General features: G+C 71.4%; 14 protein-coding genes. 7 read left to right on the forward strand and 7 right to left on the reverse strand.

Features of this window, described 5'->3' with window-relative positions; all coding sequences use genetic code 11:
- Nucleotides 1–296: 296 nt before the first annotated feature.
- Complete coding sequence (locus PV646_RS20250) at nucleotides 297–1,328, forward strand: methyltransferase (protein WP_500343722.1); 1,032 nt, start codon at nucleotides 297–299, stop codon at nucleotides 1,326–1,328.
- Between the two features lie 68 nt (nucleotides 1,329–1,396).
- On the opposite strand, the gene PV646_RS20255 is transcribed toward PV646_RS20250, so the two are convergent.
- Nucleotides 1,397–1,825 carry a VOC family protein gene (locus PV646_RS20255; RefSeq protein ID WP_500343723.1) on the reverse strand — a complete coding sequence of 143 codons (429 nt, stop codon included), beginning with the start codon at nucleotides 1,823–1,825 and terminating at the stop codon, nucleotides 1,397–1,399.
- Between the two features lie 5 nt (nucleotides 1,826–1,830).
- The gene (locus PV646_RS20260) at nucleotides 1,831–2,988 is read right to left on the reverse strand and encodes an FAD-dependent oxidoreductase (protein WP_500343724.1); all 1,158 of its coding nucleotides are present in this window, start codon (nucleotides 2,986–2,988) and stop codon (nucleotides 1,831–1,833) included.
- 221 nt (nucleotides 2,989–3,209) lie between these two features.
- Between PV646_RS20260 and PV646_RS20265 the strand changes: the two genes are divergently transcribed.
- The gene (locus tag PV646_RS20265) at nucleotides 3,210–3,902 is read left to right on the forward strand and encodes a thioesterase II family protein (protein ID WP_500343725.1); all 693 of its coding nucleotides are present in this window, start codon (nucleotides 3,210–3,212) and stop codon (nucleotides 3,900–3,902) included.
- Nucleotides 3,903–3,968: 66 nt separating this feature from the next.
- Here the strand turns inward: PV646_RS20265 and PV646_RS20270 are convergent, their stop codons facing one another.
- Nucleotides 3,969–5,594 carry a flavin-containing monooxygenase gene (locus tag PV646_RS20270; RefSeq protein WP_500343726.1) on the reverse strand — a complete coding sequence of 542 codons (1,626 nt, stop codon included), beginning with the start codon at nucleotides 5,592–5,594 and terminating at the stop codon, nucleotides 3,969–3,971.
- Nucleotides 5,595–5,790: 196 nt separating this feature from the next.
- On the opposite strand from PV646_RS20270, the gene PV646_RS20275 reads away from it, so the two are divergent.
- From PV646_RS20275 to PV646_RS20295, 5 genes are all read left to right on the forward strand, one after another.
- Entirely contained in the window at nucleotides 5,791–6,003 is a 213-nt protein-coding gene (locus tag PV646_RS20275; RefSeq protein WP_500343727.1) for an MbtH family protein, read from the forward strand.
- Nucleotides 6,004–6,049: 46 nt separating this feature from the next.
- On the forward strand, nucleotides 6,050–6,322 hold the full coding sequence (locus PV646_RS20280; protein WP_500343728.1) for a phosphopantetheine-binding protein: 273 nt from the start codon (nucleotides 6,050–6,052) through the stop codon (nucleotides 6,320–6,322).
- A 65-nt stretch (nucleotides 6,323–6,387) separates the two neighbouring features.
- Entirely contained in the window at nucleotides 6,388–7,149 is a 762-nt protein-coding gene (locus tag PV646_RS20285) for an SDR family NAD(P)-dependent oxidoreductase (RefSeq protein WP_500343729.1), read from the forward strand.
- Between the two features lie 42 nt (nucleotides 7,150–7,191).
- Complete coding sequence (locus tag PV646_RS20290; RefSeq protein ID WP_500343730.1) at nucleotides 7,192–8,394, forward strand: pyridoxal phosphate-dependent aminotransferase; 1,203 nt, start codon at nucleotides 7,192–7,194, stop codon at nucleotides 8,392–8,394.
- A 39-nt stretch (nucleotides 8,395–8,433) separates the two neighbouring features.
- On the forward strand, nucleotides 8,434–8,859 hold the full coding sequence (locus PV646_RS20295) for a cysteine dioxygenase (protein WP_500343731.1): 426 nt from the start codon (nucleotides 8,434–8,436) through the stop codon (nucleotides 8,857–8,859).
- A 270-nt stretch (nucleotides 8,860–9,129) separates the two neighbouring features.
- Here the strand turns inward: PV646_RS20295 and PV646_RS20300 are convergent, their stop codons facing one another.
- Genes PV646_RS20300 through PV646_RS20315 form a run of 4 tightly spaced genes read right to left on the reverse strand, consistent with a single transcriptional unit; the run spans nucleotide 9,130 to nucleotide 14,231 of the window.
- Nucleotides 9,130–10,308, reverse strand: a complete 1,179-nt coding sequence (locus PV646_RS20300) for a hypothetical protein (RefSeq protein WP_500343732.1) — start codon at nucleotides 10,306–10,308, stop codon at nucleotides 9,130–9,132.
- A gap of 29 nt (nucleotides 10,309–10,337) precedes the next feature.
- Entirely contained in the window at nucleotides 10,338–11,594 is a 1,257-nt protein-coding gene (locus PV646_RS20305; RefSeq protein ID WP_500343733.1) for a vanadium-dependent haloperoxidase, read from the reverse strand.
- A gap of 28 nt (nucleotides 11,595–11,622) precedes the next feature.
- A complete protein-coding gene (locus tag PV646_RS20310; RefSeq protein ID WP_500343734.1) occupies nucleotides 11,623–13,935 on the reverse strand; it encodes an amino acid adenylation domain-containing protein in 2,313 nt (770 codons plus the stop codon).
- On the reverse strand, nucleotides 13,932–14,231 hold the full coding sequence (locus PV646_RS20315; protein ID WP_500343735.1) for a phosphopantetheine-binding protein: 300 nt from the start codon (nucleotides 14,229–14,231) through the stop codon (nucleotides 13,932–13,934). Before PV646_RS20315 ends, PV646_RS20310 begins: the two co-directional genes overlap by 4 nt.
- Nucleotides 14,232–14,278 lie beyond the last annotated feature (47 nt).

Raw genomic sequence — 14,278 nt, forward strand, 5'->3', positions numbered from 1 at the left:
CCGCACCGTAAGGCCGTCCCCGCGGCGATCCGGGCCGTGCGGAAGGAAGCGGGAAAGACACGAAACAACCGCGAAAGACTTGTGGCTGCCCGGTGGGCGCCACGCGGACCATGGCCGCAGGTCACCCTTCATCGGAAGGACTTCGCGCGCCGCGGACGTGCCGCGAGTCCGACCGTGGTGGCGACTTCGCGGCGATTGAGGAATCCGACCTGTTCGCAGGGCCGGCCGCCACCCTGCCCCCAACCCTGCCCGGTTCCCGGCACGTGCGGGCCGCCGCGGCTTCGGAGGTACTGACCATGAGCTCGTCCACCGCCAACCACCCGACCACCGGCGGCCCGACCGGCGTCCGGCGTCAGATCGACCCCGCCGACTACGTCGTGCCGTTCACGTTCCGCGTGATCTGCGATCTCGGGGTGGCCGACCACCTCGCCGACGGCCCGCTCTCCGTCGAGGACCTCGCCCGTCTGACCGAAACCCACGCGCCGTCGCTCTACATGGCACTGCGCGCGCTGGCCAGCAGGGGGATCTTCACCGAGGTGCGGCCCAGGGTGTTCGACCTGACGCCGCTGGCCGAGCCGCTGCGCAGCGACCTCCCCGACTCGCTGCGCGAGGCGTACCCGTTCATCCCGGCCGACATCCAGGCCTGGGCCGCCCTGGACTACAGCATCCGGACGGGCAAGGCGGCCTTCGACCACGTGCACGGCCAGGGCTACTTCGAGTACATGGCCGAGCACCCGGACGAGTGCGCGAAGTTCGACGCCTCCCAGCAGGCGATCACGCGCCGCGAGGTCGAGTCGGTGTCCGCGTACGACTGGGACTCCTTCAGCACCGTCGTCGACGTGGGCGGCGGCAACGGCGCGTTCCTGGCAGGGCTGCTGGTGAACAACCCGTCGCTGCGCGGCACGGTGTTCGACCAGCCGCACGTGGTCACCGGCGCCCCCAAGGTGCTGGCCGAGCACGGTGTCGCGGATCGGTGCGACGCCGTCGGCGGCAGCTTCTTCGAGTCCGTCCCGGCCGGCGCCGACGCGTACCTGCTCAAGCGGATCATGTTCGCGTGGAGCGAGGAGGAGTCGGTGACGCTGCTGCGGACCATCCGGGCGGCGATGCACGACAAGAGCCGGCTGCTGCTCATCGAACCGGTCCTGGAGCCGGGCGACACGTTCAACCCCGGCAAGCTCTACGACATCGTCCTGCTCGTCCTGGCCGGCGGTGGGTCGCGCAGCATCGAGCAACTGGAAGACCTGTTCGCACAGGCGGATCTCAAGCTGGAGAGCATCGTGCGGACCCGGCTGCACCCGATCGTCGTGATCGCGCCGGTCGTGCGCTGAGACGGACCACGTGAACGGCCCCGCCCCGGACCGTCCGGGGCGGGGCCGTTCACGGTTCGAACGCGGCCTCAGAAGGCCACCGCACCCCATTCGTGCGGCGGGACGTCCCGCAGGTGCCGGGTGAACTCCCAGAGATGGCCCTCCAGATCGCGGGCCAGGTACTGGCGCAACCCCCACGGTTTGTCCGTGAGGGGCTGGACGATCCGCGCGCCGCCCGCCGAGGCCCGTGCGAAGTGTTCATCCACATCGGACACCCAGACGATGATCTGCTTGCAGGTGTGCTCAGCGCAGGGGGCGGTGTGCCGGTCACCGGTCGGCCGGACCATGACGACGCCACCGCCGGTGTCCAGGTCGGCGTGGCCGACGGGCCCGGACGCCGGCTGCCGCAGCAGCAGACGGAAACCGAAGACCCGCACGAGCCAGTCGACGGCTCGGGCGGGGTCTGCGTAGGCCAGTTCGACCACCACGTGCGGGAAACCGCGTGCCGGGTCGTACATCGACGTCAGGACGTCTGCCGTTTGATGCCGCGCTGGGCGAAGCCGCGGATACCGGGCAGCATCATCATCTTGGTCATCATGCCGTTCATCCACACGTGGAAGTCGCTCGGCGGCGCGTAGTAGTACGTGCCGCGCTTGGCCATCGCCTGCCGCCGGGTGACCTCGGGCCGCAGTCCGGCCTCCCACTCGGCCAGCGCCGCGGGGAGGTCGTCGCCGTGCTTGCGCACCATCGCGCCGAGTTGGTCGCCACCGGCGAGCGCGAGGGAGGCGCCGTGCCCGGCGAAGAGCGTGACGCACCAGGCCGCGTCCCCGACCAGGACGACCCTGCCGTTGCTCCACTTCGGCGCGACTACCTTGCTGACCCGGTCGAAGTAGGCGTTGTCCGGGTCTTTTTCGAGGGAGCGCAACGCGTCCGGCACGCCGGCGGCCAGGTCCCCGAAGGCATCGCGCAACGACTTCACGGCGCCGTTCGCCAGTTCGCGGCCCGGATCATCGGCCCGGTAGGTGAAGAACGCCGAAGAACGCTCTGGCCCCAGGTTGACGACCCCCGCCGTGCGGCCGGGGCCGATGAAGGTCGTGGCCGACGTCTCGGGCACGTCCGCGATCGGGTGGTCGAGCGGGAACGCCGCCACGACGTACGGCATGTCGACCCGGTAGTCGGGGCCGAACGCCAGCCTGCGGGTCACCGACTGCACGCCGTCCGCGCCGATCAGCAGATCCGCCTGCTCGGTCGTGCCGTCGCTCAACCGGACCGTCACCCGGTCGGCGTCCTGGTCGATCGCGGTGATGGTGGTGCCGAAGCGGAATTCGGCGTGCTCGCTGGCGGCTTCGTACAGCGCCTTCTCCAGGTCGGTCCGGAACACCGTGACCGTCCGGTTCCCCAGCGCGGCCTCGGCGAACGTGGCCGGCATGGTGACCTTCGGGCTGCCGTCCGCCCTGACCATCACGGAGTTGAACAGCCCCAACGCTCCCTTGGACAGAGCGGGCAGCAGCCCGAGTTCCTCGGCCGCGGTGTAGCCCTGCCCGAGCAGGTTCAGCATGTAGCCGCCGCTTCGCCTGCCGGGGGCGCGTTCCAGCACCAGCGGCTGCCAGCCGTCCCTGCCCAGCCGGAGTGCCGTGGCGAGCCCGGCCATCCCGGCGCCGACAATGACCACTCGTTTCATCAGCACTCCCAGCCCAGAAAACGCACCGCCGCCGGACGCGCCGGTCACCACGGATTCTGGTTACGCGGTCGCGCGCACCGCTTGTCTCTTACCTATGTCTTTCCGTAATCCCTTGAGGTGAGCCGAAAAGGCAAACGATGTTGCGAAAGCTCGTGCTACTGGGAAGGGCGGGATGGATGAGCCCGATGCGGGAACAAGGCTGGATTCGGACGCTGGCCGCGGTGAGAGCTCCCACGGTCCGGCTGGTGTGCTTCCCGCACTCAGGGGGTTCGGCGACAGCCTTCCGGGACTGGGCCTCCCTGCTCCCGCCCGGCGTGGAGCTCGTGGCCGTCCAGTACCCGGGACGCGGTGACCGGTTCGGCGAGGACCTCCTGGACGACGTGGCCGAGCAGGCTGGTCACGCGGTCGGGGAACTGCTTCGACTGCCGTGCAGCGAACACGTCCTGTTCGGGCACAGCCTCGGCGCGATGGTGGCCTACGAGACCGCGGTCCTGTTGCGGGACATGGGCCGCGAGCCGAAGAAGCTGTGCGTGTCCGCCTGCATGCCGCCGGGCCACCTGGAGAACCGGGACGTGCACCTGGCACCGGACGACGAGTTCTGGGCGACCCTCTGCGCGCTGGGCGGCATCGACCCCGGCGTCGCGGCCAGCGCGGAACTGCGCGAGCTGATGACACCGGTGCTGCGCTCGGACCTCCGTGCGCACGCGACGTACAAGCCCGGCGTCACGACCAAACCTCTGTCGTGCCCGGTGAGCGTCTACCACGGCATCGGCGACCCGGTGGTGGACGAGACACGGCTGACCGAATGGGCCGCCGTCACGACGGGTGAGCTCACCATGAGCACGCGTCCCGGCGCGCACTTCCACGTGACCACCGACGTCGCCGGACTGGTCGCGGACGTGCTGGACCGGTGACCTGAGCTCCACCTTCGTTCACGACACGACCACCCGCCGGCACGAAGCGCCGGCGGGTGGTTCTGTTCAGGACCGTGGAACCGGGGATCCGTTCCCCCGCAGGGAATATCCGGCGAGTCCGCCGGCCGCCTCCTCGCGCAGCTTCGCGCGGAACGACGCGAGCCCCTTGACGTAGAAGATCGTCTTGGGTCGCCGGTCCGCGCTGTTGCCGAAGATCCAGGACTGCACCTTGGGGAACAGCGTGTCGCCGGCCGCCAGCTGACAGACCTCGACCCATTCGTCCTCGGCGGCCTTGGTGGCCTCGATGGAGCTCTTCCCCGTCCGCTCGACCGTCCCGACCAGTTCGGTGATCCACTCCACCTGGGTCTCGATGCTCGGCAGCAGGTTGCTGAACGAGCTGAGCGGGCCGAACACCATGAACATGTTGGGAAAACCGGCGACGGAGACCCCCAGGTAGCTGCGGGCGCCGTCCTGCCAGCTCTCCCGCAGGGTCACGCCGTCGCGGCCGCGGATGTCGATCTGCTTGTAGCTGCCCACGACCGCGTCGAATCCGGTGGCGCACACCAGGATGTCGAGCTCGTGCTCCACGCCGTCCTCGGTCAGCACGCCGGTCGGAGTGGCCGCCACGATCGGGTTCTCCCGCAGGCTGACCAGGCTGACGTTGGCGCGGTTGAACGACTCGTAGTAGCCCTCGTTGCAGATCGGGCGCTTCGCGAACAGGTCGGTCGGCGTCAGTTTCCGCGCTGTCTCCGGGTCCTGGACGATCTCGCGGATCTTCGACCTGATGAAGTCGGCGGCCGCCTGGTTGGCCTCCGGGTCGGTGATGATGTCGCCGAAGGTCGCGAACATGAAGTGGAACCCGTTGCCGTGGTCCCACGACTCCTGGAACACCCGCTCGCGTTCCTGCGCGGAGACGCTCATCGCCGGGACGTCGCTCTCCTCGAAACCGCAGGCGACCCGGGAGTCGTGGAGCTGCTCCCAGATCCGGTCGTAGCCGGCCCGGATCGCGGCCTTCTCCTCCGTCCCGACCGGACGGTCGCCGGACGGCAGCACGTACTGCGGCGTGCGCTGGAAGACCGTGAGGTGCTCGGCCGTCCGTGCCGCGGCGCAGACGAACTGCGTGCCGGTGGAACCGGTGCCGATCACGCCGACCCGCTTGCCCTCGATCGACAGACCTTCCGGCCAGGCACCGGTGTGCACCACGGTTCCCCCGAAACCGTCGAGGCCCTCGATCTCCGGCAGGTTCCGGCTCGAGTGCGGGCCCAGGGCGCTCACCAGGTAGCGGGCGGTGAACCGTTCGCCGCGGCTGGTGGTCACCGTCCACATCGAACTGTTCTCGTCGTAGACCGCCGATTCGACGACCGTGCCGAACTGGATGTCACGCGCGAGGTCGTGCCGTTCGACCACGGCCTCCAGGTACGCCAGGTTCTCGGCGCCCGTGACGTAGCGCGAGCTCCAGTCCCATTGCTGGAGCAGTTCCTTGTCGAAGGCGAACTTGTACACGTGCCCGTCGACGTCCGACATCGCGCCCGGATAGCGGTTCCAGTGCCAGGTTCCGCCGACGCCACTGCCTCTCTCGAAGGCACGCACGGTCAGACCCAGTTCGTTGCGAAGCTTGTGCAGGGCACAGATTCCACCGAACCCCGCGCCGATGACGATCGCGTCGAAGCCGGTTCTCACGTTGTCGGTCACGGATGATCTCCTTGGCGCACTGGGCAGGCCCGTGGACTCGTCCAGATGGTCCGGGCGGCGCGGACCCCGCGACCAAGAATCTTTCGCGGTTGTTTCGGTGTCTTTCCCGCTTCCTTCGCGCAGGCCCCGCACGGAGCTGCCGCGGCCTTACCGTCCAGGCACGACCCCGGCGACCCGGCGGAGACGGAGGGCAGCGATGACCGGCGACGCGGACACCCGCGAATACCTGGTGGTGCTCAACCACGAGGAGCAGTACTCGATCTGGCTCAGCGAGAAGCCCGTGCCGGACGGCTGGCGGGCGGAGGGAACCAGGGGCGGCAAGGACGCCTGCCTCGACCACATCGAGCGGATCTGGACCGACGTGCGTCCACTCAGTGTGCGCGAACGCCTTGCCACCGGCACGGCCTGACCAGGTCATGGCAGCTCTCGGGACGAAGAACCGGATGGGTGACGAGATGGATGAGTTCGTGGAGATCAACGGCACGCGGGTCGAGATGGCCGAGCTGGCCGCGTCGGTCCTGTCCGAGGTGCTCGACCGGGAGTCGTGCGCACCGGACGACAACTTCTTCCTGCTCGGCGGCGACTCCCTGCTCGCCGTCACGGCGGCACGGCGGCTGAGCCAGAAAGCAGGACGACCCGTCGCGGCACAGGACATCTTCCTCAACCCCACGCCCGGCGAACTCGGCGCCTTCCTGCGCACCGCACCCGTCGCCGCACACCAGCGCTGACCCGGCAGGGTCCGGCCGGGAGCGCGCCGCTCCCGGCCGGGCCCCGTACCGAACGTGAGGTGGAGATGGCCGACCAGGGTGGAGTCGTCGCGGTCACCGGAGCAGGGTCCGGCATCGGGCGCGCGGTGGCCGAGCAGCTCGCGGCGGCGGGCGACACCGTGATCGCCATCGGCCGCAGACCCGAACCGCTGGCGTCGCTGGCTGCCAGCCCGGACACCGGCACCGACCGGGGCACGGTGGTGCCGCTGCCGATGGACGTCGCGGACCCCGAGGCCCCGCAACGACTGCGCGACCTGGTCCAGCACCGCTTCGGCCGGCTCGACGGCCTGGTCAACTGCGCGGGCCTGGCCCGGTTCGCCCGGCTGGACACGGCCGACCTCGGCGATCTCGACCGGATGCTGGCGGTCAACCTGCGAGCGCCCGCCGCTCTGATCCAGGCGCTGCTGCCGGCTCTCACCGAGACGCGCGGCAGCGTCGTCAACGTCACGTCCATCGGCGGCGTGGTGGCGATGCCCGGCCGTTCTCTTTACGGCGCCAGCAAAGCGGCGATCAACAGCCTCACCCGCTCGCTCGCCCGCGAACTGGCCCCGGACGTGCGGGTGAACGCCGTCGTGCCCGGTCCGGTGGACACCCCGATGTACGACGACCTGGGTCTCGGCGCCGAGGAGACCGAGAGCCTGCGCGCGGGCCTGCTCGCGAGCACGCCGATGGCCCGGTTCGGCCGGCCCGGTGACGTGGCCACGTGGGTCTGCGCCCTGCTGGATCCGGAGCGGTCGGGCTGGATCACCGGCGCCCTGCTGACCGTCGACGGTGGCCGCAGCGTGTGACCCGCAACCATCAATCCTTTCAGGACACTCAGGAGCAGGCCGATGACCGAACTGGTCGAGCACAGCTATCCGGTCGAGCTGGTACCGGAGTCCAGTCTGCACGCGGTGTTCCGCGCTTCCCGGCGCTGGAGCGACGTCCACGGCCGTGAGGCCAACGCGTTGCACGTCGGCGAACCGGCGTTCGGCATGCCGCCGTCCGCCGTAGAGGCGATGTGCCGGGCGCTGCGCGACGGCCGCTGCGTGTACACCAGCGCCGAGGGCATGCCGGAACTGCGCGAGGCCCTGGTGGCCAAGCTGACGGCACAGGGCCTGAGCACCACCCCGGATCGCGTCTTCGTCACGCCCGGCTCGTGCCAGGGCCTCACGGCGGTGGGCGCGGCCGTGCACACCCCCGGCGCGGCCTGGCTGATCCCCCAGGTGCACTGGCCGATCTACCGCCAGCAGGGGGTGCTCAACCGGTACGACGTCGTCGGCTACCCGCTCGGCCCCGGCTACGCGCTCGACGTGGCCGCGATCGCCAGGGCCGCGACCCCCGCCACGCGGGTGATCGTCGTGAACTCCCCCGCGAACCCGACCGGCGCGGTCGCCGACCCGGCCGCCCTGCGCGACCTGCTGGCGCTGGCGAACGAACGGGACTGGATCGTCGTCAGCGACGAGGCCTACGCGGACTTCGTCTACGAGGGCACGCACCTGCCGATGGCGGCCCTGGAGGCCGACGTCGAACCGCACCGGCGCCGGGTCTTCTCCGCCTTCACCTTCTCCAAGAGCCACGCCATGACCGGCTGCCGGGTCGGCTACGTCGTCGCACCCAACGACGCGTTCGCCGGTCTGCTGCGCCGCGTGCAGGAAGGCTCGATCATCGCCCCGCCGACCCCCGCGCAGATCGGCGCGCTCGCCGCACTCGACGACACCGCCGCCGTCCGCGCCAACGTGGCCGCGGTCCGCACCTCACGGGACGCCGCCATGGGCGAACTGATGGCGGCGGGCCTCATCGCCGCTCCGCCCGCCGGAGGCTGGTACGCCCTGCTGGACATCACGTCCTCCGGGCACACCGCGGCGGAGTTCGCCGACCGTCTGCTGGCGGAGCACGGCGTCGCGGTCGCACCGGCGTCGGCGTTCACCATCCCCGGCGACCAGAGCACCCGCGGCGTCGTGCGGATCTCCTTCGCCGGCGACCGGACCCGGCTGCTGGAAGGCACGTCGGCGCTCGCCCGTGCGTGCCGCGAATGGGGCGGCCAGACCTGAAGCATCCGACTGCCCGTGTGACGGCATCGAGGACGGATCATGTTCGCAGTACCGGAGAACACGCTCCCACTCCTGAGCGCGCCCCTCGTCCGGCACCCGCTGCGCGTCGCCGCCGACCTGGCGCGGGACGAGGAACGGTGGCGCGCCCAGGTGCGGTTCGACCCGGTCGAACGGTTCGTGCTGCTGCTGGAGCGGACCGACGAGTACGAGGCGTGGCTGCTGACCTGGTCACCCGGCCAGGGCACGGATCCGCACCACCACGGCAGCGCGACCGGCACGTTCGTCGTCGTCGCCGGCGTGCTGACCGAGCGGATGATCCGCGGCGCCGAGACCCTGCTCCTGCGCGCGGGCCAGTCCAGGGTGTTCGCGCCCGGCTACTCCCACCAGGTGACCAACACCGGCCACGAGCCCGCCGTGAGCATTCACGTGTACCGGCCGGCCCGCCGGCTGCACAGCCATCCCTGACCTGAACGAGACCGGGCCGGCGGTTCGCCGGCCCGGTCTCGGGCGTTCCGCCGGGCCCTGTCCGGCAAGTTCGTTCGGTGGCAGGCGCGGGCGAGCCGGACAGCGCCTAGGCGCTGTCCTGCAAGTTCGTCAGGTGAGAGACGCGGGCGAGAGTCCCGGAGGCGGTGCCGCCGCAATGCCCTCATACCGGGCGTATTCGGGCGTTGCGGCGGTGCCGTCTCCGGGGCCCTCGGCCGCCGCTCTCGCCCGACGAGACTTACAGGACAGCGCCTAGGCGCGACCGGGCGAATCCCACCAGACCGCGGTGTTGTGGTGGCTGCTCGCCGTGCCCGCGACGGAGTACCCGGCGGACCGGCCGGAGGCGTTGAGCGCCAGGACGTACGAGCCGAGGCCGTGGTCACCGAGATCGGTCGTGCGTCCCCTGCCCGGTTCCCACAGCACCGCCGTGAACGGGAACACCGGCGAGCCGGTGAAGTCGCGGATGCCCGCGATCCGGCCGGAGTTGGTGATCTCGAACGCGACCCTGCCCGGCAGCGGGACCGGTGCGGCGTTCCGGTCCGGCCAGTACACGGCGCCGGACCTCCCTCCCGGCAGGTTCATCCGCCACCCGACGGTCACCCCGTGCTCGTTGCGGTCGGTGGCGAACGCGTCGGACACACCACCTGTGGAAAGCTCGTGCACGGCATGGGTTCCGGCGTCCCACACCACCGCGACGTGCTTCCACGCCGTCCCGCCGAGCGGGGTCACCACACCGCCGGCCACCCCGCCGCACTGGTCGAGGGTGCCCGCCAGGGCCACGGACCCGGCGGCCGATCCGGCGGGCAGCGGCAGCTCGGTGTACTTGCGGCGCACCGGATCCCACAGGTACGAGCCGATCGGGATGTTCATGCCCGGCGCGTTCGGGTCCGGGACGTCGTTGGTGCCGACGACGAGCACGGTGCCGTTGTCGTTGATGTCGCCCGCGATGGCACCGGCGGTGCCGGGTGGCAGTGGTAGGACGGTGAGCCCGGTTCGCGGTCCCCAGACGAAGACGCGCTGCGGCTCGTTGCCGCCGGGCTGACCGGACCCCGGCGCCGACGGTGTCAGACCCAGGCCGATCGTGCCGGTCACGACGCCTGCCGCGTTGACGGCCTTGGCCCGCGTGCTGCGCTTCTCGCCGGGCGTGATGTCGGTCAGCCTGCCACCGTCGACGCGTGGATTCATGATGAAGGCGTGGGACGTCTTGGTTCCGGGAAGCGATGTCGCGCCGACGACGTCGCCGCGGTCGTTGATGTCGGCGGCCTCGCTCGGTGTGCCGGACCCGGCCAGCGACCCGATGTCGTGCAGCAGCCTGGCCGGGTCCGCGGCGGCCCAGGCGCTCGCCGGGAACACCGCCATGCCCGCGGCGGCGACCAGCAGGCTGCGGCGCGACACCCCCGCCGTGAAGGGGGATCCGGATCCTGTCGTCATCGCCTCGCCTTTCGTTGGGATTCGGGGATTCACAGCCGGCCCAGGTCGTAGCGGGCCACCCGCCGGCCGAGCGCGGCGGCGGCCTCGTCGGAGAACCGGAAGTGGACGCCGGCCAGCACACGGGCGTCGACGTTCTCGCGGGTGAGCGCGGCCCACGTCGTTCCGCGCCGGTAGTCGCGGGTCAGGATCGTGCCGTCGCCGCGCGGGAACGTGATCGAGAACGCCATCGGGGTGCTCGGCCCGACGAGCTGGGTGAGCACCTGCTCCGCGGCGCCGGCGGTGGCCGCGTGGCCGCTCGGGTACTCGGGATGCGGTGGCGTCAGCAGGTTCGGGGTCCACGCGGGGTCGGGTTTCGTGCGGGGGTCGCCGTCGGTGTCCGCGGCCCGGATGGCCGTGACCGGCCGCCAGCGCAGGTGGGTGTACTTGGAGTCGAACACCGCGATGCTGGTGTCGACGATGACCGCGCCGAGCGCCGCCAGCAGCCGCACCCTGTCCCGGCGAGGCCTGGCCTGGTCGGCGGCCAGCAGGCGCAGCACCGGCGTGTACTGCGACATGGGGTCGAGCCACGCCAGCACGTCCTGCTCCTCGGTCCGCTCGGAGACCTGGCCGCCGAGGCGGTGCAGTTCGTCGAGGTCCCTGCGGTACTCCGCCGTGCCGAGGACGGGCGGAGCGCCCAGCCGGAACCGGTTCCCCCTGCCGAGCAGGAACGGGCGCGCGCGGCCGTATCCGGCGCCGACCACCCTGGTCGCCCCCGGCGTGAGCCGGTAGATCCCCGGCGCCTCGGGCGGCAGCGTGAACGGCGCGTTCACCGACTCGATGTCGAGGCCGTCCCCCACGCGCGCCGCGACCCTGGCCGCGGCGGACGCGCGGCCGGCGGCCGTTCCCGCGTCCCTGGCGGGGCCTGCGGGCAGGGTGGCCAGCGACCCGGCCAGCACGGCGTCCAGCCTGGCCTTCTGGTCGGGGATCAGCGCTGTCAGCACACCGTGAACGGCGCTCGCCACGGCGGCGTCCTCGAACACCGCGCGTTGCCACCCGGCACGTCCTCCGCCCAGTGCGTCCAGCGCGGCGCCCCAGCTCATCGCCCAGGTCCGTTCGGGGAGTCCGGCGCCGGGCGACGACATCATCGTCGCGATCATCTCGCCGAACCACGGGCCGACGAGATCCGTGCGGGAACCGTTCTGGGCCAAGGCTTCCGCCGGGAGGACCGCGAGGCTCGCGGCTCCGGCCGTCATGGCCAGCAGGCGGCGACGGGAGAGTCCGGCGGTGAAGGGGGATCCTGACGTCATTGGCGCGCCTTTCCTCTGGGTTCGTGGTTCACAGCAGGCGCGCGAGGGCCGTCTGGTCGACCTTGCCCGCGTTGGTCAGGGGCAACTCGTCGAGGGCGATGATCCGCGTGGGGACCATGTACGTCGGCAGGATCGCCTGCAGGGCACGGACGACCTCCTGTTTCGGCAGCCGTCCCGCCACCGGGACGTAGAAGGCGGCGAGCGTGCGCCCTCCCGGTCCGCGTGGTGCCACCACGGCCGCCGCCCGGATCCCCTGGCACTGCAGCAAAGCGCTGCGCACCTCGCCCAGTTCGATCCGGTAGCCGTTCACCTTGACCTGGTCGTCGAGGCGGCCGAGGAACTCGAGGTCGCCGGCCGGCAGCCAGCGGGCGCGGTCACCGGTGCGGTACATGTGCTCGCCGGGCCGCACCGCCCACGGGTCGGGCAGGAAGCTGGCGGCCGTGCGGCGGGGGGCGTTGGCGTAGCCCACAGCGACGCACTCGCCGGCGATGTACAGGTCGCCCTCGACGCCGAGGGGACACGGCCGCAGGTGGCCGTCGAGCACGTAGTAACGGGCGTTCTGCATCGGCTTGCCGTACGGGATGCTCGGCCACGCGGGGTCGACGTCGCCCACCCGGTAGTGGTTCGACCAGACGGTGCACTCGGTGGCTCCGCCCAGCGCCACCACCTCGGCGGCGGGGAAGGCGGCGCGGATCTGGTCCGGCAGCGGCACCGGGACCCAGTCGCCGCTGAGCAACACCAGGCGCAAGGTGTCCCGCCCGGCGGGTTCGCGGGCCTGCACGTACGGCATGAGCATGGCCAGCGCGGCGGGAGCGGAGTCCCAGATGGTGATGTCCTCCTGCTCCAGCAGGTCCACCACGCCGTCCGGCTCGGCCAGGTCCGCCGCCGGCACCGGCCGCACGGACGCGCCCGCCGCCAGCACGCCGAAGATGTCGTACACCGAGAGGTCGAAGCAGAACGACGTGACGAAGAGGATCCGGTCGTCCGGCCCGACCCGGTAGGTGCGGTTGAGCCAGTCGATCAGGTTCACCACCGAGCGATGGGTGACGACGACCCCTTTGGGCGCGCCGGTCGAACCGGACGTGAAGATCGTGTAGGCGACGTCCCCCGCCACCGGGCCCGCCGGCAGCGGTCCGGTGGGGCGCAGGCCGATGTGGTGCCCGGTCCAGAGCGGCTCGCGGTTCGCGCGGTCACCCGGTCGTGCCACGCGGATCACCGCTTCGTACCGCTGCGCGAGCTCGTCGGCGAACGCCCCCGCGTCCCGCCGGCGGACGCTGACGCCCGCCACCCCGGGCAGCAGTTCGGGCAGTCGTTCGAGGAACCGCGGCGACACCCGGACTCCGGCGGTGTCACCGGAATCGGGGTCGACGAGGTCAGCGAGCACGATCACGCCGTCGTCGGTGAGCAGTCCGAGCAGCGACTCCAGCACGCCGATCAGGTGGTCGAGGTCCGGCAGGAACTGCACGGTGCTGGCGAGCACGACGGCGTCGAACGGGCCACTCACCTGATCGGCGACCTCGTGCGCGAAGCACACCGCGCCCTCGACCCCGGCGAAGGCCCGGCTCCGGTCCACCGAGACGGGGGACGGATCGACGGCGACGTACCGGGAAGCGTGCGGTGCCAAGGCTTCGACGATCAGGCCGGACCCGCACCCGATCTCCAGAATCGCCGGTCGGTGCACCGGCGAGGCGGCCAGGACGCTCGCGACCACGTGGTCGCGGTAGCGCAGGACGTCCTGTTCGCCGACCGTCTGCCGGCCGCGGCGCACGTTGAACCCGGCGGCCTCGACCGGGTCGTCGGAGCTTGCCAGGAAGTCGAAGAAGTCCGCCACCTGGTCGCGCTTGAGGGTCGCCGACCAGGAGAACTCCTCGGCGATGTCGGGACAGAACACGTGCCGCAGCGACTCCACGTCCCACCGGAGCTCCTGCACGGCGCGCAGGTGGGCGCGGCCGGTCAGCACGGCGGTCACCGCGAGCTGGTCGAGCAGGCCGATCGCCCGGCGGGCCGGCCACGACGGATCGATCGGCACGTAGGCCGCGCCGCACTTGAGCACGGCCAGCAGCCCGACGAGCGACGACACGTCACGTTCGCCGTACAGGGCGACGGTGCTGCCCCTGCCGATGCCGAGCTCCCGCATCAGCCAGGCCAGCTGGTTGGCCCGGCGGTCGAGCTCGGCGTGCGTGACGACCTCGCCGCCCGCCGCGACGATCGCCGGGCGGTCCGGGTACGTCCCGGCGGCCTCGGCGAGCAGGTCCGGGATGGTGACGTCGCGGAACGGCCTGGCCGTCTCGTTCCACCTGCTCCAGGGGGCGGCCTGCGCGGCGAAGGGCACGGTGGTCATCGGGTCAGCGCTCCGAAGGCTCCGGTGGCCGAGAGCGCGTCGGTCAGCTCGTTCACCGTCGGGTGGTCGAAGAACAGCCGCAGCGACAGGCGCGTGCCGGCCAGTTTCGCGAGGTTGGCCATGATCCCGGCGATCAGCACGGAATGCCCGCCGAGATCGAAGAAGTCGTCGTCGTCGCCGAAACGATCGTGTTCCAGCGCCTCGGCCCACTCGGCCCGCACCCTGGCGCACAGCAGCGCGCGGTCCAGGCCGTCGTGGTCCGGGCTCGCCGTCCCGGCCGGTCCGATCTCGTTCACGCGAGTCCTCTCCCGGTGCTCCGCGTCCGCACGCGGCTGGTCGCCGA

This window comes from Streptomyces sp. ID05-26A, assembly GCF_033794685.1.
In the GTDB taxonomy this organism is placed as follows: Bacteria; Actinomycetota; Actinomycetes; order Mycobacteriales; family Pseudonocardiaceae; genus Lentzea.